The following is a 20,735-nucleotide window of genomic DNA, read 5'->3' as shown; positions in this document are numbered from 1 at the left end:
TCTTTCTGTTTTTTAGAGTTTACGTTGTTTTCTTTTCTTGCGCTGCATCCGTCTGCGGAACTGCTCTTCCTCCCAATCCGTTCCGTGAGTTTCCAAGGGCAAATCGAGAAGACCACCCAAGACGGCATCCCCGTCCGAAGTCTGAGTTTGGGAAATACTGCCTTTCACATTCTGTTGTATAGGAGCAGACAATTCGGGATGCGGGCAGTTGAACCACTCGGCAATGGCATTTGCCGAAAGTTCCTTCCCCAATCTCGAGCCATTGACGACACAGCCGTTGTTATGGTCTATAAAGGTGACACCGTATAGCCGACCTTCTTCGTTCTCACGGAAGAGGACATCAATTCCCTTGCGATAGAGATTATCCCTGAAATCCTCTCTTGTGGCAGAACGTCTCAATGCTCCGGCTACGACCGCTTTGGTCTTGGGAGCAAGCCATTTTTCTTTCAGTTCCTCCTTTGAAGCCTTGAAGCTGTTTTGCAGGGCTTCGTATCCGACCGCTTTTCCAAAGACCGAGGACTTGAATGGATTTCCAACCTTTTTGCCATTCTTATCTGTGGCAAAATAGACCAGCCCGTTGTAAGGTTTTCCATGCACCTCTCCCTTGACTTCTTCCACACATATATTATAGGTGGAGAGCAAGGCACGGTATTCCTTGAAACTCGTACAGTGGTAGAATTTGACCGCCAGTTTGATAACTGAAGCCAGTTGTTTCTTGAAGTTTCCTTCTTCCGGACGGACTTCCTGCAAACGGAATACCTCCTTGAATTGTTTCTTGTCGGCAGGGTGTAATCCGTATTTCTGTTCTATCTCCCGTGTGATATGCTTACTCCTGTAGAAGTTGTTGCCATCGTTAATCTTCTTCCCTTGTTCATCGACGGCTAAGGTGACAATATGCAGGTGATGCCTGTCTATGTCCTCGTGTTTATACACGACAAAGGGCTGGTTGCCATAGCCCATCTTTTCGATATACTCCTGAGCAATGGCAGAGAACTGCTCATCGGTTATTTTATCATCGGGATGCGGGTTCAGAGAGATGTGTATAATAGGCTTTTTGGTATGAATCAGACTCGGCATATATGCCAGAAAGTCCTGCATACAAGCCGCTATATCGTGTGTTCCATCGGCAGAACAAAACACTTTGTTGGTCTCCAAAATCTTCGCAACACCCTCGTTTACCTTCTCTCCATTGTACGCCAACGCCCCGAAAAGAGAACTCCCGTAGCTTATCTTTGCGACCATTTCTCTTGAAATTCACGGGTGAGTTGTACGATTTCGCCTCCAATAACTGCCAATTCGAGTGTCATCTTCTCCAACTTGGCGAGCATCGCAAAGGCTTTCTTCTCCGTAAAATTGCTCTTCAGAGCGACCACAGTCTGGTTATAATTCACCCCTACGCTGCGAAACTGCCCATACAAAGTCGTCAGTTTCTGATAGTAATCGAGCAATGAACGATTGACTTTTATCACTCGAAATGTCTCATCAAAGACCCTTGCCTTGATGAAAGCCGATAAACTCTGAACACCTGCCGCTTCCTTCATAGATAGGAATTGTGCAAATTCAGTAGGCGTAAAATTGACAGAAACACGCTTCTCCGTCTTCTCTTTGGAGCTTATGCTCCTCATTTTCTTTTGTCTCATTTGTTTACTTTGGATTTTAGTGTTTCACGACATCACCGGCATTTGAGGCATCGCATTCTCTCTTCCAAGAAAAAACGACTTCGGAGTTTTTTCAGCCCTCTGCAAGAGCAAGGGTTTTATGCTGCAAAAACGGAGTCGTGCTGCATAAAACATACCTTGCTATTTGCTCCGGCGCAAATAAATCCGTCCGCGAAGGACGGAAGTCGAGTCCCTCAAAAAAGAACGCTTTATGCCTCGAAGGCTTCGGCTTACCGCTTGGGTGCAAAGTTACTAAGCCTTGTGTCTAAGTCACTTATCTTTTACGGAGCCACAAATACGTAAATCGAAGCCACAAGTACGCAGTTAGCAAAAAGGGTAGAAACAAGGGGGTAAAGGCTTCTATATTTGCCCTGTCGGACGGCTGTTTGCGGGTCGGTGGACACACCTGCCTGCCCAAGTCTAAAAACCTGTCCGCAGCCATTTGAACAGACAATTACGGAAATGGAAATAGGAATGAGAATGTGTACAAGTTATTGCACCCGTCGCCCCTCACACCCTTGTGCAAGGGTACAAGTGTGGACGTATGGATGGGTGGACGTGTGCAGGTATGACTCCCGTCATATAGCTCCACTCCTATGCAAGGAGGGACATATCCCAAAAGGCGGGTCTATGTTCCCTTATCGGAATACCTCGCCGTATGCCTGTCCGGGGATTTATTCCCTCACGGACTTATTTCCACATCCGCCTTTTCAAGGAAACAAACCAAGGTGTGAATACGCCTTTCCACACATATATGTAGAACCATTAAACAGAAAATGAAATGAAAAAGAAACCTGTTTTCATTGCCTTCTCCACCCAGAAGGGCGGTGTCGGCAAAACGACCTTTACGGTCTTGACGGCAAGTTACCTGCACTATGCCTGAAATATATGCTCATGCAGACTCTAAGCAAAAGAGGGATGCGCTTGAGAAGGCTTATGCAAACATCACCCCTGAACGCCCCGAGAGGGGAGAGTGGGAAACTAAGCCTCACATAAAAAACTGGCTAAAGCAGTTTACACGGAAGTAATATTATCCCAAGCCATTGCAGCAAGTAATGACGGTATATGCTTAATACTCAACGCTTGTCGTTATTGGCTTGGGATAATCTTGGAGTGGGGATAATAATGCACGGCAAGGGAATATACCTCCTCATCGGACAGACCTGCACACCCCATTCTTTGGACTTCCGTCAAGATGTAGGTAATACACTCGTCTATGCTCTTGTTCTCTTTGCGGAAACTCTCCGCAAAGAGTTCATCGTATGATGCTCTCGTTTCCAAATAGTTTTGGATAACGTCCTTGAAATGTTCTGTACCTTTCATTGTCTTTGTTGTTTTTATCAGTTGAATAATGTTCCGTCAGAAAGAAATTCGTAGTTGTTGGCTTCGCAACTCTCGGCAAAGGCTTCTTCGCTGAGTTGATATTCCATATCGTCCCTGCAAGCCTTGAAAAAGCCGTTTAAGCACTTGTTCATAAGTTCGTAAAGGGTGGTGTTGTCGGGGGCTTTCAGAAAGTCGTATATAGGCTGTAATATCTCATAGTCCATATAATAGCCCGTCAAAACACAATCATTGGTGACGAATACACGGCTCTTGCGCTTTGTCTTGTAATTGTGCCCCCAAATGGTTTTGGGTATATACAAGTCGTTCCAATAGTTATTGACAAGGTATTTCAGAAGTCTAACCCCTTTCAAATTATCTTCTTCCTCGCTGTAAGGAGAAGTGAAACGATACCAATAGGAATAATCATCGTATGACCATCTGTCCACCTTGATATTGAACATCTGTTCAAAGGCTTGCAATGTCTTTCGGTTTTCTTCGTCCCAACCATAGTTGAAATGTTCCGCCCAATGGCTGTGTGCCTTTGCTTGTGCCTCTTTGGTCAGTTCGTGGAGGTTATATACCTCGTATGTTCTTGTTTCCGTTCTCATATTCGTTTGGTGTTATCGGGTTGCATTATTGATGATGTCTTCTCCATTGTCCGCAAAGACCTCGATAGTCGGTTTCCCTCCGTTTTCCTCTACGGATAGGTGTTCGGAGGTGTCATATAATGTTTCTCCGTCCGTAATGATGACTTTCTCGTTGTCCTCAAAACAGAGAACGTCCTCACCTTGCCACGACTTGACAAGAGCAACGGCTTCCTCGTAATTCTCGACTGTTACTTCAAAGTGGGTGCGTTCCCAACAAGTAACCTTTCGGTCTTGGTAAAATCTGAATGCTTCCATTGTTCCTATATTTAGATTGTTGCTAAAATGATTTCTTGGATATGGGTAGGGGCAACCTCTGAAAAGAGATAGGTGATAAACTCATTTCTGTCTTTCCGATTGAGTTCCTTGTATAGTTCCCCAAAGGCGGATATGTTTCCGTTGAGGTAAACCGATACCATATACTCGAAGATGTTGTCCACTTCGTAGTATCTGCATTGCTGTGCGATTGTCTTGCTTCTTCTTTTCATATATCTGTCTGTTTAAGAAATGAGTATCCAAAGTATTGCCCCGATGATGAGGGCATAAGCCAAGATGTACACTGCGATTGTCAAAGTGATGGTAAGGAGTAGCCGAAAGAGGAATTTCCCTGCACATATCCCTACTAGCCAAAGCCAGACGCTTCCGCCACAAAGGAGAGAGCCTGCGAGTGCAAGTACCACCCAAATTGATATTTTGTATCTCAGTTTCATCTTGTCTGATTTTTTGATTTTATGCGGATTCCAGAGGTGAGGGAGTTGAGTTTCCATTTTAATGTCCTCTGTCCTCGTGTTTCCGACATTTTTTTATGCGTCTTTCCGTCGGGTCGGTCGTTTTCGTTTCAGGGGCGTAAAAAGGTAGGGCTTAGGACAAACAAGGTTTTACGGCGAGAATACTACCTGCAATGAAATGGAAGTGTGGAGATTGTCGTCTAAACGGCTTGCCGTCCCGACCTTTTTTGTCCGTAAAAGCCCGGAACTACCTTTGCCGCTGACAACGAACAACCGATCCCGATGCGAATACATAGAGTAGAATGTGGAGAGGAACACCTGAGAGGACAGAGCGAAAAAATGAAAGGCAGCCTTCACAAGAAAGGCTGCCATAATCGTGAGGAATAAGACGAAAAGAATGAAAACTATTGTCTTAACAGACAACTATTAGAAAAGAAAAACGGAGAAAGTTTCGTCTTTCTCCGTAGATAGTATTACCTTTGCAATAGGTTATTCGAGTTATGCAAAGCGTTGTGTGTCATTGCAGAAGATAGGTCGCTAAATCATTACCTGTTGAAAATCATAACTCACAAGGCTGTTCATAGCCAATTACTTAGACCTAAATGATAGATTTTATTCAAAAAACTACATGCATTTAACCAAAATGTTTTATATTTTATCAAAAACACCAATAAAGATGAAATTCTCAAACTAAATAATGATAGTTTGATACTGCATTTAATTGTCAATTGAGAAGGGAAAATTGATTCTGTTTGTCAAGTGTCTCCTATAAAATTACACCTACCACACAGAGCGATGACTATGCCGAGACAGCATGACAGCGCAAGCTAAGAAACCAAGCCAACAGGAAAAAGAAACGAGGGAGAGGACTGTAATACATACATTCAAGCAGCGCAGAATAAAGAAATTCTCATCAAAAACGCTTGTTATTCGGTAACAAAGTAACTTCTTTATTTCCAACAAGTTGTATTTTAAGAATAATCTTACAGGACAAAAGGCCATCTCCCGCGAAAACAAAAGCCATATGGGACATTTTCAGATGCCGTTTTTGAGACTTCCCGGCCAAATCTTTTGCTGGAACGCAAAGTTAGAGACGCCCCATTTTTGCATATTTTTCTTTACAACAAAGAGAAGGCCCGGCTATCTTTAGAATATTTTTAGGATTTTCATTTCACGGACACGAGGATGTTTTCCTGACGGAATTTGAAGAGATTGTCCACAAGTCTGCTCTCTCGACGATTCATGGAATAGGTCTTTTGCGATCCTTTTTTGATTACAGGAACAGAGAAAATGATAGAAGTACTATCCGCATTATAGGTGTAGGTTACGGGAAGATTCTTCTCGTTGAGGAGAACAAGAACATCAGATTTCTTAGTCCGCAGATAACCCATCACTTCCTCTAACGACACGGCGACTTCGGGATTCACGAGATCTTTTACCCCTGTATTCTGAATGAGAATATTCACCGTATTCGTATTGGTGCAAGAAGTGGCAGCGAGCAAGAAGCCTGCAAAAAAGAGATTCCTTAGTTTCATATTTCCTGAATACCTTTAATTCCAGCCTGCGACAAGCATACTTTATAGCGACGGTATTCGCGCTGTTCATCGTAGATACACTGGATGACAAAATTGATATAATACACCTTGTCTCCCAAAGTTCTGTCCAGGTCTGCCCCGCCCTCATTTACATAGAGCGGCACCTGCGGATTGTCCATCTTACGCATAAACTCTGAGAGATTATAACGAATGATTTCATTGATACCCGCAAGCGGATATTCAGAAAGCCGGGCCACCTCCTTAGGCCTGAGGTGCACCTTCTTACGGTATTGCATGATTTGCTCATCCACTCCTTTTCCCAATACCAAAGGCGATTTGCGTGCTCTTTTCTCCTGTACATGCCTAGAGATCTTCTGTGAAGAAACGAAGTCAAAACCCTCCTTGCACCAACCCAACTTGCGATTGTTCACCCGTATATGGATGATATAATCATAGAATCGGCTGCCCAAACGATTGGCAAAATAGTTGCGGATGAGATCCTTTATGCGGTCTTTAAACATGTAACTAATGACCAGCGCAATGAAGAACGGCAGGGTGAAATTACCATAGGTCTGCTGAAAAGCAAAGGAAACAACCGTGGCAAAAATCATGGAGACTCCGGCCGCAAAGCTGAACGCCACCTGCTCGAGGAAGACCGTATTGCTGCGCTTGTGGACAGGCAGATAGAGATTGCTCTCCAGATACTTCTTCAACTGTCCCGCACGATACACAAACTTGCGGTTGCGGTCATCGCTCTCCTTCTCTACCCGCAGGAATCCCCTTGACTTGCGGTACTCATCCTCCTTCTTAAGCAAATCATCGATACGGACTTTAAACTGATCCGTCCATTCAAAACCAGATTCCTTCAGCCATTCCACCAGGCGGAAAACATGTTGCTCCACTACATTTGAGATAAACTCATCGCCGAAATCAAAGGGCTCCGCGATGGCTCCCTTGCCCCTCGCCCCGTCAAATAGCACGCGGACTGAACGGTAGAGTTGCAAGACCTTATATATATTAATAAGGTATAGGTCGGCCAGTTTTGCCTTTTCAGCCTCGTCCTGAGAGTTCACAACCTCCACATATCCGTCGCGGATGCTGCTCTTCACTATCGAGGCATACATCTTGATTTCCGTTTCATAGGCCTTCCGAGTCTTCTCGGAAAGGTTTTCAACCATATTATAACATGCCTGGCGAAGCCGCTTGTAAGGCAAGATGTAATCATCCGCAAGTTCCGACAGACGATAAGAAGGCGTGATAAAACGCAGATAAGAACGCGTGTCTCGATAGAAACTGTCTTTGAAATAAGTATAGCGATTCACATCCAGCGTCTCCGGAATGTAAATCCAGGTGTTCATCTGGAATTCGCTGGTAGGCTTGTCGCCCTCGGCAACGAAGCCCACCTTAAACTCCAGGGAGAACCGATCGTGTATCTTCGGATTGATTTCTATCATAGCAACTCACCTCTTAAACGCCAAAGACTCCTGATGTATAACCCATCCAGCGAAGGACCGTCTCCCCCCACAGGATGATGACCAGCCAACTGATGAACATCATCGTGATGCCAAACTTGAAAGTGTCGCTATAGCTATATTGGTTGGTGGTATAAAGCAAAGCTGCCGGTTTGCTATTGAAAGGCAATACATAAACATGCCCCACAAGCATGGCCACAGGGAATGCCAGACTCATGACGGGATAGCCATTCTTCTGCGCAACACCAATGGCAATAGGCACGAAAATGAGTGTAAGCATGGTTTTTGACTCAAATACCAGAGCAAAGACAAGCATCCCGGCCGTAAGCATAAGGTAAAGCACCCAGAAAGGAGTGGCCTGAGAGATGCCCAGGCTGCTGAACAAGGCATCCACCATCGTACCGGGAAGGCCTGTTGCATCAAAGCCGGCACCCAAAGTATAGGCACCTGCAGAGAACAGCAAGAGATGCCAAGGTATGTCTACATCATTCCATCTCACTACACCTATTCCGGGAAGCAATGCTGCCACGGCACCCATGAAGGCTACTGCCGTCTGGTTGATTCCATGCTGTTTATCAGTTGCCCACAGGATCAGCACAATCAAGAAGATGGCAATCGCCTTATATTCCTCAGGCTTGATCTTACCCAACTTGTTCAACTCTTCGCGCAAACGATCCATTCCGCCACTGATCTGAGGTATATCCTCTCCCCTTTTCAGTGGGAAGAAAATCCTGGAACCCACAAACCAAGCAATGAAAATGAGCAATACACTCATTGGAAAAGCAGCCTTAAACCAGTCCTGATAACTGAAAGAACCAATGCCCATTGCACCTGCAATCAGCGACCCTGCCAGCAAAGTAGCGCCTGATCCTGTCAGGAAGGCATTTGCTCCAAGGTTGATTTGGAAGAGATTTTGCAGAATCAAGTTTCGGCCAAAGTTGTTGCGATGCTCACCACCAGTTGCCCCGTAAATAGCTGCTATCACCATAAAGATTGGCAAAAGGATGGCAGCTTTAGCCGTTGTAGCAGAGATAAATGCAGAAAGCACAAGGTTGATAACGATAAAACTGATCATCACACCACTCGCTTTCTTACCGAATTTGAGTACAAACCACAGCGCGAATCGCTTTGCCACCTGTGTTTTCACCAGCATGCTTGCCAATATAAACGACAGGATATTCAGCCACATCACCGGATGTCCCAACTGGGCATAGGCCGTTTTGTCGGTAGTTACACCAGTCAAAACTATCGACAGAATGATCAATAGGGATGTCAGGTAATTCGGGATTGCCTCTGTGATCCACAGGATGATTGCTGCCACGAAGATGGCCATCATGGCATAATTGATGCGCAGGAACTTGCCATGAGTGGTAACTTCCGACTTCTGTGCGAGTGCCTCTTCCGTCGGCCGCACCTTCTCACCCTCCGCAGCCAGCTTCAGTTCTTTTGTCGTCGCTTTATTCAACTGTTCATAGCGTTGCATGGCAGATTCTGTGAGAGTTGTAGTCTCAGCATTTGTGTCGATACGATCAATGAACGGAAGGTCTACACACCAGTATAACAGCACGAAAACTACAACCGACAATGGGCCGCCTATCTTCTGCAGGAACCACTCGAAACCGGTTTTCTGCATTTTAGGCAAGTTCTCTATGCGATAGTTGCTCATGTCTAAAGGATCGTAAGGCTTAGTGGGTTTTGTTTCTTCTGTCATGATGCTATGATTTAGGTTTTAAGGAAGAGGATGTGAGCCGGGGCTTTCCCCGACTCACCTCTTCTCAAAAGTCGGTATGAAACTCGATTACCAGTTCTTATACGGGTTCTTCATCAACATTGAGTTGTAATAACGCTTGTCGCCGGTTACCTCCTCGCCCAACCATTCGGGATGCTCGAAAACAGCATTCTCGTCGGGAAGTTCTACTTCTGCAACGGTCAATCCCTCGTTCTCGCCATAGAATTCGTCTACCTCGAAAGTAAATTCACCAGCCTTTACAAGATAGCGGGTTTTGTCGATAATGCCTGGCTCGCAGAGTTTGAGAAGGTCCTGAACCTCAGCCACAAGAATTTCTTTCTCCCACTCAAAACGACTTGCGCCACTCTCGTTCCCGATACCCTTAATCGTGATAAAGCCCTTATCGCCTTTCACCCTCACGCGAACAGTACGCTCTGGAACGGAACAGAGATAACCCTGTGTTATGCGGGTAGCCTTAAAAGCTTCGCTCTTAAAGTCGCCCTTCACCAAAAACTTTCTTTCTATTTCTTGTGCCATAATTGTAATTTACGGATTAGTTAGCCAAAGGTTTGTTAATCATACCAATCACACGTTTGATTGCCTGCAGATAATTGATATTCTCTACACCTTCCAAACCACAGTCCTTGATGGTCTTCTTGATATCCTCAATCTCTGTAGACTCTGAATTAATGGTCTTAACCAAAGCGCCGTTGATGTAAACATCGCCTGTCTCGCAGATGGTGTTATTCACCATATAGCCAAAACGAACCTTCTCTACCGTTACCGCCTGAAGGTCAGGATGCTCGTCAATCATCTGTAGGAACTCATCGAGCATATAGCTTTCCTTTGTCAATTCAGGGCAACCCTCAACCTTGAATGCCGGGAATACCTCATCTTTCAGCACCTGCGCAGAAATAGGGAACTCACCTTTCATCAGAGGATTCCATTGCTCCAGACCATCCACGACCTGTACGAATGTCTTGATATCCATCTTCCCATTACGGATTTTGGTATTGTTGACATCGTTCGTACGGCTTACGATGTAGGTCTCTGTACTGTGGCGTTCCCAGACTTTCTCCGGGACAGGAGCACTCAAGCGCGCCATTCTCTTGGCCGCATCAAAAAAGCAGCGGCCAAAACTACGGAATTCAAAGCGAGGTTTTGAAATCTCGCCGATCTTTAATTCTTCTTTTGCCATTTCTTATTAAATGTTTACAAAGTTGTTGTATTACTGTACTACCGTGTCGTCAGCTGTCCCTGTTGACGGATTTTTCTCGCCACAGGTAGGATCTGTAATCATAAACTTACCAGTACCGTCTGGACAACGGGACCAAGACCCCTTCACACTGGCCAGAGAAGCAGCACCCCATGCCGTGCCTTTCTCGCCACGCTGGAAGACATCAAGTTTCTTGCCATTAGGATCAAACAACTCTACCAGAACGGACTTCTTCGCAGAGAAACCACTTGAGAAGCCGCGCTCCGTAGTGCCCTTAGCACCTACGATGGCGAAACAACTGTGCGGCATGACGATCTCACCTTCGATGCCTGTCCATGTGAGTTGTTCGTCCTTGTTCAGAGTTACCCCCTTCAACTTGACAGGATCATCACTCTTGTTGTAAAGCTCGATGAACTTACCTGCGTCTTCAGCAGCCGCACCATAGAGCTCATTGAGCACCAGTTGAGAATAATCAGACGGCTTATCACCAACTGTATAATCCTTTTCGGCTACCGCGGTATAGCCAGCCTCATTCAGAACAGTCACCTTATAGCTTACCTTCGTCCCGTCTGGCTGGGCAGGAATCACACCCGTATAAGTGCCATTGCTTCCTGTCATCTCCACTGTCTGGGCACTTGCACCTGTCGTATATTCAAGAGTAACCTTTGTAGGTGCCTGCAAACCTTCCACTTTTGCCGTTACCGTAACATTGTCAAAAGATGTCGGAGCCTCAGGATTTACAGCTACCGACTTAATTGTTGATGGTCCTTCATATACCTTGTCTTCCACGCAACTCGCCATGAGGAGCGCTGCCACCAGCATCAATAAATATTTTATTGTCTTCATAATCCATTATATTTAATAGTTTGCAATTAGAAATCAATCTCACAACGAATACCGAGCATGTGATAGTCTATGCCTCCCTTGCCCTTCGCTTCTACCGCCTTGGTGTAATCAGTAGTAGGAACGCCGGCCGCATCATGGCCGATGAGCAACTTACCCTTGCCATTTGCATAGCGGTCATCATTAGAATACTGATAGTTGAGAGCAAACTTCACATTATTATTTACATAGAAATTCAGGCCAACGGTGAAGTTCTCACCTGCACCACCGTAAATATCCTTGTTGTTCAGATTCAGGTAGTCGTAACGCAGGAGCAACTCAATATCCCCCCACTTGCGACCACGAGAAGGCTGCGTGAACTCACCTTCTGCGACATTGAAACGCTGTTTGCCACCAAAGAGCATTGTCCCGGCCTGGAAATACCACCCGCTGAAATTGTAAGGAGTGTTGATAGTTGACACATGACTGCCAATCCATTCAGCCTGAAAACGAGCCGGACCATAGTAACCAGCAGTCTCTCCACCATAATACCACTCATGGTCTACACCCGGAATCACATCTGTATCCAGATACTTCTTACGGTTAATAGAGGTAGCATTTCTTGTGCTGTATCTTACACCACCGTATTCGGCTGCCTCCACATCAGTCTTAGGAGTGCGGTATGAAGCCTTTCCACCAAGGTAGAATCCCATGAAGCGATCAGCTGTATAAGGCATCCAACCAGCTTTTCCCGTGAATGAATAGCCTTGATCATAGCCCTTGCTCTTGTTGAGATCCTGCACATAAGTGAGCTCCTCTTCACCTGCTATTGTCTGGAAGAACATACCCAATGACGCACGGAAATGATCGCGCAAATACTCTCCCTGAATACCCAGATGACGAGAAGGGGCAAACACCTTGGTCACCAATGGACGCTCCATGAATGCGAGGTAGCGGGAACTGGTGGTCTCCTCCATAGAGAAGTCCTCCTTGAAGTTACCGACCTTGAAGGCCATATTCTTAATTCCGTCAAACTCGATGAGCGCATCCTTCAATTCAAACTTTCCGTCTGCGAAGTCTACATCCACCTCACCATACCAATTTTTGGTTATCTGAGCTTTCATGGCAAAACGCACACGACGCAAAGAAACGCCATTACCAATAGCATCATAATCGCTGTTCTTGCCAAAGAAAGTGGCTCCGTCAACCTGTACACGGTTGTCGAACCAGACTTTGTAATCTTGTTTTTTTGATTCAAAAACCAAGATATTGTTCCTTGCTTCGGTATGAAGCTCTTTACGATCTACCGCTACGCCATACTGATTATAGCGTACAGAATCGTTTTCCTGGGCGCAGACTGAAGTAGTGGTCAGCAATAGCCCTAAAGATAAAATGGTTAACCTTCTCATAAATCTAAAACTTTAATACACTATTTAGGTTATAATAATTGTAAGAACTGTACTATGTTCTCATTTCTGTCGAGCCTGAGTTTCTTTCTCAATCGGTATCGGTTGATCTCAATACTCTTGGTCTCTATATTCACCAAACCTGCAATTTCCTTGCTCGACAGGCCCAATCTCAGGAGAATGGCCAACCTTCGCTCGCGCTCTGTAAGGTTTGGGCACCGCATGAGGAGCCTGCTCACAAAGTTCTTGTGCATCTCCTCTACATCCGCATAGAAGTGATCCATCTCTCTGCTGAACTTCATGTTCTCCCTAAGTTCCTGCACTTGCGTGCGCATGCTCTCCCGTATGTCTTCCAGATTCTGCATCTCTGAGATTTCCATCAACCTATCGCACATTCCCTCCAGATATTCCCACTCCTGCTTGATATAGAGGGAAAGGTTGATCAGCTCTTTCTGTTTGAGGTCTATCTCAGCCGAAATGGAATTAAACTGAGAGGTTACAGCCACCACATCCAGACGGTTCATCTCCTCATCTGCCTCCGATTTACGCAGTCTTTCCACACTCAATGCCTGACGCATCTGCTTGTTTCTGGAATACTGACAGGTAACCATTCTATAAGAAAGGCAGAGCAGAAGCAGGAATACAAGAATCAGGGACGACAGCAAAAGATGGTCGATCATCAGAAGACTGAGGCAAACAATAAATGCCAACAGCGGTGTAAGAATGGTAATTGCAATGACATTCCACAAATGAACAAACCTCTTGGGCGAATCAAAATACAGATAACAAAGTTCCTTCGACTGGTTGGCCGAAACCAAGACGGGTAACATCCCCGAGATGGCTGGCAGCAAAGCATTGCCAATCAAAAGCACTACGGAGAGCGCATACAGAAATGGCAGGTTATGGTGCGTCTTGCCATTTCTCGTTTCTCTTCGCGATTCCTGCACCACAGGAATCAGACAACCAAGGCATGCCGGGACAATAATTGCAATAATTACGGCGGCAGGTGGACGCTCGTTTTCTATTAAAGAAGTGAAGAAAGGATCTGCAAAGAGCGTATAGTTGAAAATCAACAGGATGCCGCAAATCAGCAAACCAACCAACGCCACATATTTTATATATAGGTTGCGCAATAACAGATGGCAATCACGATTGAACAGCAAGGCGGCAAACCAACGGCTAAATCCGTAAGCAACCAGCAAAACCAGCAAGGGGGCCACCAACAATGTGAGAGCAGGAGACAAGACGGATACCAGCCAGTCGGTATCGCCTGTCATATAGCAGAAAGCAATCCAGGCACCCACAAAGGCCGTAATCACGGAACTGTGGCAGCGAACGAGCGTCAAAGAGGATACGGTAAAGACGATTGAAGCCAGCAGAATATAATTCTCGCCGGCCCCAAAAGCCGGACGGGAGTTGTCTGTCAGTAGGCTCCAAAGCACGCCAATCACCATGGCAAACAGCAAGATACCACCCAACAGCTTTGCGGACAGGATATCCAAGATATGGATATCTGCGAAGCTATAGGCAATCTCATTTCTGCCCAGCCATACTCCGATAAGGAGAAATAGGATGATTGACAGGATACACATTTTATCAGAGAGACTGTTTTAATACCATGACTGAGAGCAAATCGGCCGTCTTCACAGCCTCCTCGGCCAATTCTTCCACATGAAGGGTGAAGTAACGCATGTGAATCTTCTGGCTCAACTTAAAACTATCCATATCATGGAACACATGATGCTTGATAGATTGAGCCAGCCGGTTTACCTCTTTTTCAAAATAATAAATGCGATGTATCTTCTCCGTTACATACTTTGGCCGCCTGAAATAATCCTTGGCCGCCTGATCCAGGCCTTCCACAGAAAGTGCCGAAACTTCTACCAGCTTCAGGAAATCGATTGTAAGCTCGGATGGGAAGAACGGAATCTCAACCTCATACTGATAGAGATACTTATACAACATGCTGACAATCTGGTCAAGTCGCTCCAACAACTGGAGAATATCCACACGATGATCAAGAATCAGCGCATGGGTGTATATATCATTTTCTATCGAACGGCGAAGCTCCGCGGTAGAGTTTCTCAGGGAGGTGATGAACTTCAAATTCTCTGCGAATGACTCCGGATTTCCCTCGAGATAGTTTTTTACCCCACTCTTGAAGACCAGCACACACTCATCCAACTGATCAAGATAATGATCAAGGTCCGAGATTGTCTTATTAACTTTTTTAGAATCTAACATTAGGCTAACGCTTTTTGTACTGTTGCAAATATAGAAATAATTCTGTATACATCAAAATTTATTTTTGAGCGAATAAAGGTTTGCGTTGAGTAATGTAGAGTTTTTCTGTTTATGAAACCACTGATTATTAAGTATTTCCCAACTATAATGTAGTGGCAGAAACACAAAAAGCGACAGCGCATGTAGTATTTATTTATAGCGCGATGTAGCTATAACAACTGTAAGGACATGCCTTTTTGTAAAGTTACGCGGACTTCAACAACTCTATACGAGAATCGCTGAACCCTACAAACGGCAATTCTCTCGTCATGGAAAAAGACATTTAAATAAAAGCGTAACCGTCATGACGGTTACGCCTGGATATCTATGCTTTTGCAGAAGACGGCCTTTTACTCTCCTTTTAACGGCTAAAAGCTCTCCTTCTAACGGTTAAAAGGCGGGCTTCTAACGGCCTTTTACTTTTCAACGAAATGCACGGCCTCCATGAAGCGCTTCACAACTTCCGGCTTGCCCGTATGCTTCCCTTTATCTTCGCTGAGTTTACAGGTATCATTATAGAAAGGCCAAAGCTCGGTAATCTTCACCGCAACAAGCTTGATGACTATATTCATTGGTTTCAATCCCTCAAAGTCATTGGTAAAGTGAGTACCGATACCGAAGCTCGGCTGGCAATAGTCCTCGGCATAACTTTGGATCTTGATGGCACCATCGGTATCGAGCGCATTACTGAAAATCACCTGTTTGGTGCGCGGATCGATACCCAGCGACCTGTATTTCTCCGCTATTTTCTCAAGCTGTTCACGGTTGTCGCCACTGTCGATTCTTAGCCCCTTGAAGAGGTTCGCAAAGTCTTCGGAGAAGTTCATGCTGAAGATATCCCATCCGAAGCTGTCGTAGAGATAAGTCCCAAGCGCCCCACGGAAAGTATTACGCCATGCGTTCATGGCAATATGATTGGCCATTTGGGGCCCATACATGCCGCCAATGGCACAGATAAACTCGTGGGCCATGGTCCCTACCGGCACCAGATCGTACTTCATAGCGAGATAGACATTGCTCGTGCCAACGAACTTACCTTTCCACGACCTCGACTGATAGCAGTCTTTAAAGGCACGGACGCAGGTTGACTCGGCCTCAAGCGCAACGCGGCGGCGCGTGCCGAAGTCGGTAAATACGCAACCAGCCTCCAACAAACGCTCTGCCTTGCAGTATGACTTTTTATAATATGCCTCGTAATCCAACTTGTCTGTCTGCCCCGTTACAATATAGTAAAGCTCTGAAATTATCGCCAGCACCTTCACTTCGAGAAGGATTGTATCGCTCCAGTTTCCCTCGAACTCCACATGCAGATGCCCCTCCTCGTCCTGCCAGGCCTTGAGCCATTCGCGCTTATAACGAAATCCCTTCAGGTAAGGATAGAACCATTGGGGGATATAGGCACATCGACGCTTCATAAAGGCAATCTCCTCCTCGGTGATTTCCAAGTGCTCAAGATAGCCTATCTGCTCATTGAGCAAATCGGCGAAACCTGCTGGATAGACGGTGTCATCCCGGTCTACAAACTCATATTTAACCTGTGCACGGGGATAGTTCTCAATAACTGCACAGCACATCGAGAACTTATAGAGGTCGTCATCGGTGAAATGCTTGATAATTTGTTTCATCCTATTGAATTTGATATATTATTGGCAAAAATAACATTAATTTTTAAAAACAGCAAGGAGTTGTGTCCCAAATACAATTATATTTCTTATTTTTGCGTGGATTAAAACTATAAAATATGACTACAGAATTCATTCTCCGCCTCTTCATTGCCGTTCTTCTGGGTAGCGTCATCGGCTTGGAACGCGAATACAGGGCAAAGGAAGCCGGTATCAGGACCCACTTTCTCGTAGCCTTGGGCAGTGCCCTCTTCATGATACTCTCACAGTATGGATTCAACGCTGTGCTCAGCAAACTCGACCAGGCAAGCTTCGATCCTTCACGCATCGCGTCGCAGGTGGTAACGGGCATCGGCTTTATCGGTGCCGGGACCATCATCCTACAGAAACATATAATACGGGGACTCACCACGGCAGCCGGGCTCTGGGTAACCGCCGCTATCGGCATGACCTGCGGATCGGGGCTCTATTTACTCGCCACAGCCTCTACCATCATGGTACTCATTTGTTTGGAAGCATTCAATATCGGTATCCAAAAACTCGGATACCGAAGCTTGAACATATCATTTACTGCCTCTACCGGTGAAGACATTGTCCAGACTCTTGACGAAATGCGGCAAAAAGGCATCGAAATCGACTCCTACAGTATGCAGAAACAACAGGATTCCGCCGGAATCACCTACCATGCCTCCATGGAAATCAAGGCTCGCCGCAATATCTATCACTCTCAGATTCTCAGCTTGATGAAAGAATTCAGTGGAGTAACTTTTGAGAATATAGAATAAAAATCATGCCATCTTCTGTCTGGCCGGACTCCTAATGCAGCCTCTGGGGCTTCACGCCCAAATGCACGATAGAGTAAACATGTGAGAGAGATGGGGAAAAACCATCTTCGGGAACATCATGTCTAACCCTCTGGCAATATCACGGAGGCAAATCGATATCCGGCTTTTCCGTCTCTTTTGGTTTTCTTTGGTCATATTTTTGCTCCTGAATGGCTATGGATGCAAACTTATCAACCAAATCTGTAGATACTTGGGAGAGAGTATGTTTGTGGTCAAAATCCCAAATATCTACAGAAAATTATGTTTTATATTGCCCGATAATCATTCTTTCACACATAATATCCTTTATCTTGCTTTCAGATAAAGGTTTATGTATTGATAGTAAGCCTGTGCCTTGCGTACAAGATGATTGTCAAGCTGGCTGACGGGTTGCTCGTCATAAGTGCCGTCGCCGAGCGGGCGAACTGAATACTGCCGAACGACACGGACAGGGGATAACACTGTAAGCCGGTTCCCTTCCAGATAACCTAAGTCTTGGTAAGTTGCCATGAAAGCACGGGGACGGAATGTGGGAGAGAGAATGTCCTGTCCTGTAAACCGAACACGGCTTTTCAGGCGCAGCAGAGATAGGATGGTCGGCATGACATCTATCTGCGAACAAACCTTTTCCACTTTCTGTGACTTCACGATGGCCGGCGCGTAGACAATGCAGGGAATATGATAACGGTCTATCGGCAGTGAAGTCTTGCCCGCGCTGGACGCGCAGTGGTCGGCAATGATAATGAAGACGGTGTTGTTGAACCATGATTTGCGCGCCGCGTCGCGGATGAATTTGCCGATGGCGTAGTCGGTGTATTTCACGGCGGCTTCCCGTGTGTTCGGATCTCCCTCCACTTTGATGCGTCCGGCAGGATAAGTGTAAGGGCGATGGTTGCTCGTAGTCATGATTTGAGCAAAGAATGGGCTCCCGTCTCGGGTGTTGGCGTCGAAGGTTTCCAAGCTCTTCTTGAAAATATCCTCATCGCACACGCCCCAAATGTTGGCAAAGGTGATGTCCTTACTTGCTATATCGTTGCGGTCGATCACCTCATAACCGTTATGGGAGAAGAAGTCGCCCATGTTGTCAAAGTAGCTGTCGCCACCATAGAAGAACTGGCAGCGGTATCCCAGCTTGCCTAAAACGCTTCCTACCGACAGACTTCCCATGCGGTTGGCCTTGCGCTTGATGATACTCTCGCCGGCACTGGGCGGTACGCAGAGAGACAGGGCCTCCAGACCACGGACGGTGCGGTTGCCGGCCGCATAAAGACGATCGAATACCAAACCCTTCTGCATCAGCCGATCAAGCTCCGGTGTGAGTTGTTGCTTGTTGCCGTAACGGGTGAGAAAGTCTGCACTGAGACTCTCCACCGTGATGAGGACAATGTTGGGGCGGCGTGTAGTGATACTGTCTCCGATGGTCTTGCTACCATCCGCGTTCAATTCTGCCTCCTTGTGGTACATGCTGATAGCCTGCTGTTTGGGCAGCATGGGGTAGAACTTATCATACTCCAACTTGTTGCTTTGGAATGCGATGACGAAGTCGCAGGCCCCATTCTGCTCCAGCTGCGTAACATACTGATTGTTGCTCTGCATGCTATGTGTTCCCCACAGGATGAAGTAGGAGCAAACGGCAAAAGCGGCATAAATAGCCAAGTGGACAGCCAGCAGTCGGGGCGTATAGAGGCCTGTAAGTCTGAATCTTCGCTTGCGAGAGTCCCATAGGATAATGCTTACCGTGAGTATGACGATCAACAAGAGAAGTGGAACGATGGAATAGGACTCCATGATATTGCCGATAACCTCATGCGTATAGACCAGATAATCCACGGCTATAAAGTTGTATCGAACGCCAAACTCTTGCCAGAAGATGATTTCACCCGCTGTAACACAAAGGAAAAGGAATACGTAAACACCCCAGGTAGTATAGAGCGTGACGCGTCGCCATGCCTCTCTTATCTTGGGAATGAGAAAGCGCAGCGTGAAACTCAGGAGCTTCCAGCCTATGAATATCTTGGCAATCTTCGGCGCGCCACCGCCATATTCGTCAAAGATGGAATGGAAACAGCATACATAAATTAGGGCGGAAGCGATCAGGACTTCGATTACCCAGCCGGCAACACGATTGTACTTCCACTCATTCAGCCCCAGATAGAAAATCTGAAGAGGAATGAGAAGCAGGATACCCATACCGAAATCAGACAAGATTCCCACACCCAGCAATCGTATGGTTTCACCCATCGTGAACGAGGCATCGGCCGGCGATGCCAGCATCAGCACTATACGGAGTAAAAATCCTAATACCAAGTAGAGTTTCAGAAATCTACATTCAATAAGATAAAGCGGGTTGCGGAACTCAGTTTGTTTTTTCTTTTTCATATCCATTTATTTGATCGGCTGTAAAAAACAGCGCTTTGATTATAAAATGTTCTTTTTGTCTACCTAATAAGGAGGTTTCAATGAGGAGCGAAAGGGGGCAAGGACGCGCAAACGCTCACAGCTCGAATTTATAACCCACGGTCAGTTGGAACATGCTCGTACGGCTCTTGGGCTTATTTTCACGCGCTCCTAATCCTTCCCATCCCGAGGAGTACAGGTTGCCAATACCCGTATGATAGCGCAGGTCGACCACCAAACCGTTCGGAAAATCATAAGAGAGACCCACAGGGACGGTTACATCCAACTTATGAACCTCTGCCATGCCTGCCTGCATTTTTATCCAATAGCCTTCTCTCACTTCCGCGTCCAAATCAGCCCGGGCCTCTGCCACCACATTGTAGGCCGGTTGCAAGCCAACCTTTAGTGCCAGGCCCTTGTACACATAGCAGTTGAGCAGAATTGACATGGTGATATAGTCTGTCTTTGCGTTCATTTGCTTGGCTATGCCCAGCTTGATAGGCTCCTGGCCATCCGGCAAGGGCACATCGCCAAGAGCTATGTTGTCGTATCTCACGCCCTGCTGACTATAGTAAGCGCCCAATGATATGCCTAATCTCGAATTGAATTGGTACTGCACTTCCACGCCACCGGCCCAACCCGACTTGATGGCGGTTGCCGTTGTCATCGTGTAACGATTCATGGAAAAACCAGCTTGGTGTATCGTTCCGCCGTCTGATATGATTTCTTTTATCACAGTGCCTATGTAGAAGGGAGGATGATTGGTCGGACTGGAAATATTCAGCCCGATTTTAGGCGTTATCGACCAGGTTCGGGGCTTCTGCTGCGCCCAAGCTGCAAGACCGCAAAACAACATCAGCGTTAATACAAGCTTTTTCATAAGAAGTTGTTTTATTAAAATCCGTACAAAATTATAGTTTTTCGGTCATATAATCAAGAATTTTCCATACTTTGTTTTATAATGGTTTCGCTTTTGGGCACAAAACTAAAGTTTTGGTTTTTATCAGCCTTTTATCGCCAAGAACGCTTGACAGAGCATCAAGTCCGAGAAGAGACTCAAAAAGGCAATGGCTTGG

The 20,735-nt window shown here is 45.9% G+C and carries 19 protein-coding genes and 3 pseudogenes; 3 read left to right on the top strand and 19 right to left on the bottom strand.

What is annotated here, in order from left to right; all coding sequences use genetic code 11:
- Nucleotides 1-12 precede the first annotated feature (12 nt).
- Nucleotides 13-1,242: a conjugal transfer protein MobB gene (gene mobB, locus C7120_RS05645; RefSeq protein ID WP_107620720.1), complete on the bottom strand. Its 1,230-nt coding sequence runs from the start codon at nt 1,240-1,242 to the stop codon at nt 13-15.
- On the bottom strand, nt 1,227-1,640 hold the full coding sequence (gene mobA, locus C7120_RS05640; protein ID WP_107620719.1) for a conjugal transfer protein MobA: 414 nt from the start codon (nt 1,638-1,640) through the stop codon (nt 1,227-1,229). Before mobA ends, mobB begins: the two co-directional genes overlap by 16 nt.
- A 799-nt stretch (nt 1,641-2,439) precedes the next feature.
- On the opposite strand from mobA, the pseudogene C7120_RS05630 reads away from it, so the two are divergent.
- Nucleotides 2,440-2,538: pseudogene (locus C7120_RS05630) on the top strand (ParA family protein); the annotation flags it as partial.
- A gap of 224 nt (nt 2,539-2,762) precedes the next feature.
- Here C7120_RS05630 and C7120_RS05620 read toward each other — a convergent pair.
- From C7120_RS05620 to C7120_RS14345, 5 genes and pseudogenes are all read right to left on the bottom strand, one after another.
- A pseudogene (locus C7120_RS05620) lies at nt 2,763-2,981 on the bottom strand (PcfK-like family protein); the annotation flags it as partial.
- A 17-nt stretch (nt 2,982-2,998) separates the two neighbouring features.
- Nucleotides 2,999-3,589: a hypothetical protein gene (locus tag C7120_RS05615; RefSeq protein ID WP_107620717.1), complete on the bottom strand. Its 591-nt coding sequence runs from the start codon at nt 3,587-3,589 to the stop codon at nt 2,999-3,001.
- Nucleotides 3,590-3,601: 12 nt separating this feature from the next.
- On the bottom strand, nt 3,602-3,883 hold the full coding sequence (locus tag C7120_RS05610; RefSeq protein WP_107620716.1) for a hypothetical protein: 282 nt from the start codon (nt 3,881-3,883) through the stop codon (nt 3,602-3,604).
- Nucleotides 3,884-3,894: 11 nt separating this feature from the next.
- Entirely contained in the window at nt 3,895-4,113 is a 219-nt protein-coding gene (locus C7120_RS05605; RefSeq protein WP_107620715.1) for a hypothetical protein, read from the bottom strand.
- Nucleotides 4,114-4,125: 12 nt separating this feature from the next.
- Entirely contained in the window at nt 4,126-4,335 is a 210-nt protein-coding gene (locus C7120_RS14345) for a hypothetical protein (protein WP_078805560.1), read from the bottom strand.
- A 791-nt stretch (nt 4,336-5,126) separates the two neighbouring features.
- On the opposite strand from C7120_RS14345, the pseudogene C7120_RS14340 reads away from it, so the two are divergent.
- Nucleotides 5,127-5,228: pseudogene (locus C7120_RS14340) on the top strand (mobilization protein); the annotation flags it as partial.
- A gap of 291 nt (nt 5,229-5,519) precedes the next feature.
- On the opposite strand, the gene C7120_RS05585 reads toward C7120_RS14340, so the two are convergent.
- The 10 genes from C7120_RS05585 to pncB all read right to left on the bottom strand — a co-directional run bounded on the left by C7120_RS05585 (nt 5,520) and on the right by pncB (nt 16,441).
- Nucleotides 5,520-5,888 (bottom strand): hypothetical protein, encoded by a 369-nt coding sequence (locus C7120_RS05585; protein ID WP_107620714.1) that lies wholly within the window; start codon nt 5,886-5,888, stop codon nt 5,520-5,522.
- Complete coding sequence (locus tag C7120_RS05580) at nt 5,885-7,342, bottom strand: hypothetical protein (RefSeq protein WP_107620713.1); 1,458 nt, start codon at nt 7,340-7,342, stop codon at nt 5,885-5,887. The genes C7120_RS05585 and C7120_RS05580 overlap by 4 nt, the downstream gene beginning before the upstream one ends.
- A 13-nt stretch (nt 7,343-7,355) precedes the next feature.
- Nucleotides 7,356-9,071 carry a DASS family sodium-coupled anion symporter gene (locus C7120_RS05575; protein WP_107620712.1) on the bottom strand — a complete coding sequence of 572 codons (1,716 nt, stop codon included), beginning with the start codon at nt 9,069-9,071 and terminating at the stop codon, nt 7,356-7,358.
- A gap of 87 nt (nt 9,072-9,158) precedes the next feature.
- The gene (locus tag C7120_RS05570) at nt 9,159-9,626 is read right to left on the bottom strand and encodes a CYTH domain-containing protein (protein ID WP_107620711.1); all 468 of its coding nucleotides are present in this window, start codon (nt 9,624-9,626) and stop codon (nt 9,159-9,161) included.
- Between the two features lie 16 nt (nt 9,627-9,642).
- Nucleotides 9,643-10,287, bottom strand: coding sequence for a hypothetical protein (locus C7120_RS05565; RefSeq protein WP_107620710.1), 645 nt, complete (start codon nt 10,285-10,287; stop codon nt 9,643-9,645).
- 30 nt (nt 10,288-10,317) lie between these two features.
- Nucleotides 10,318-11,151, bottom strand: coding sequence for a lamin tail domain-containing protein (locus C7120_RS05560; RefSeq protein ID WP_107620709.1), 834 nt, complete (start codon nt 11,149-11,151; stop codon nt 10,318-10,320).
- A gap of 26 nt (nt 11,152-11,177) precedes the next feature.
- On the bottom strand, nt 11,178-12,536 hold the full coding sequence (locus tag C7120_RS05555) for an OprO/OprP family phosphate-selective porin (RefSeq protein ID WP_107620708.1): 1,359 nt from the start codon (nt 12,534-12,536) through the stop codon (nt 11,178-11,180).
- Nucleotides 12,537-12,565: 29 nt separating this feature from the next.
- On the bottom strand, nt 12,566-14,125 hold the full coding sequence (locus C7120_RS05550; protein WP_107620707.1) for a LuxR C-terminal-related transcriptional regulator: 1,560 nt from the start codon (nt 14,123-14,125) through the stop codon (nt 12,566-12,568).
- 4 nt (nt 14,126-14,129) lie between these two features.
- Nucleotides 14,130-14,777 (bottom strand): DUF47 domain-containing protein, encoded by a 648-nt coding sequence (locus C7120_RS05545; RefSeq protein ID WP_107620706.1) that lies wholly within the window; start codon nt 14,775-14,777, stop codon nt 14,130-14,132.
- 455 nt (nt 14,778-15,232) lie between these two features.
- Nucleotides 15,233-16,441, bottom strand: a complete 1,209-nt coding sequence (gene pncB / locus C7120_RS05540) for a nicotinate phosphoribosyltransferase (protein ID WP_107620705.1) — start codon at nt 16,439-16,441, stop codon at nt 15,233-15,235.
- Nucleotides 16,442-16,557: 116 nt separating this feature from the next.
- Between pncB and C7120_RS05535 the strand changes: the two genes are divergently transcribed.
- Nucleotides 16,558-17,223: an MgtC/SapB family protein gene (locus tag C7120_RS05535; RefSeq protein ID WP_107620704.1), complete on the top strand. Its 666-nt coding sequence runs from the start codon at nt 16,558-16,560 to the stop codon at nt 17,221-17,223.
- A 345-nt stretch (nt 17,224-17,568) separates the two neighbouring features.
- Here the strand turns inward: C7120_RS05535 and C7120_RS05530 are convergent, their stop codons facing one another.
- Complete coding sequence (locus tag C7120_RS05530) at nt 17,569-19,647, bottom strand: LTA synthase family protein (protein ID WP_107620703.1); 2,079 nt, start codon at nt 19,645-19,647, stop codon at nt 17,569-17,571.
- A 109-nt stretch (nt 19,648-19,756) separates the two neighbouring features.
- Nucleotides 19,757-20,539 carry a porin family protein gene (locus C7120_RS05525; protein WP_107620702.1) on the bottom strand — a complete coding sequence of 261 codons (783 nt, stop codon included), beginning with the start codon at nt 20,537-20,539 and terminating at the stop codon, nt 19,757-19,759.
- Nucleotides 20,540-20,735 lie beyond the last annotated feature (196 nt).

The organism is Prevotella sp. oral taxon 376, from assembly GCF_003043945.1.
Lineage (GTDB): Bacteria > Bacteroidota > Bacteroidia > Bacteroidales > Bacteroidaceae > Prevotella.
Note: the sequence above shows the minus strand (reverse complement) of the source record. Positions and strands in the feature narration are given on the sequence as shown.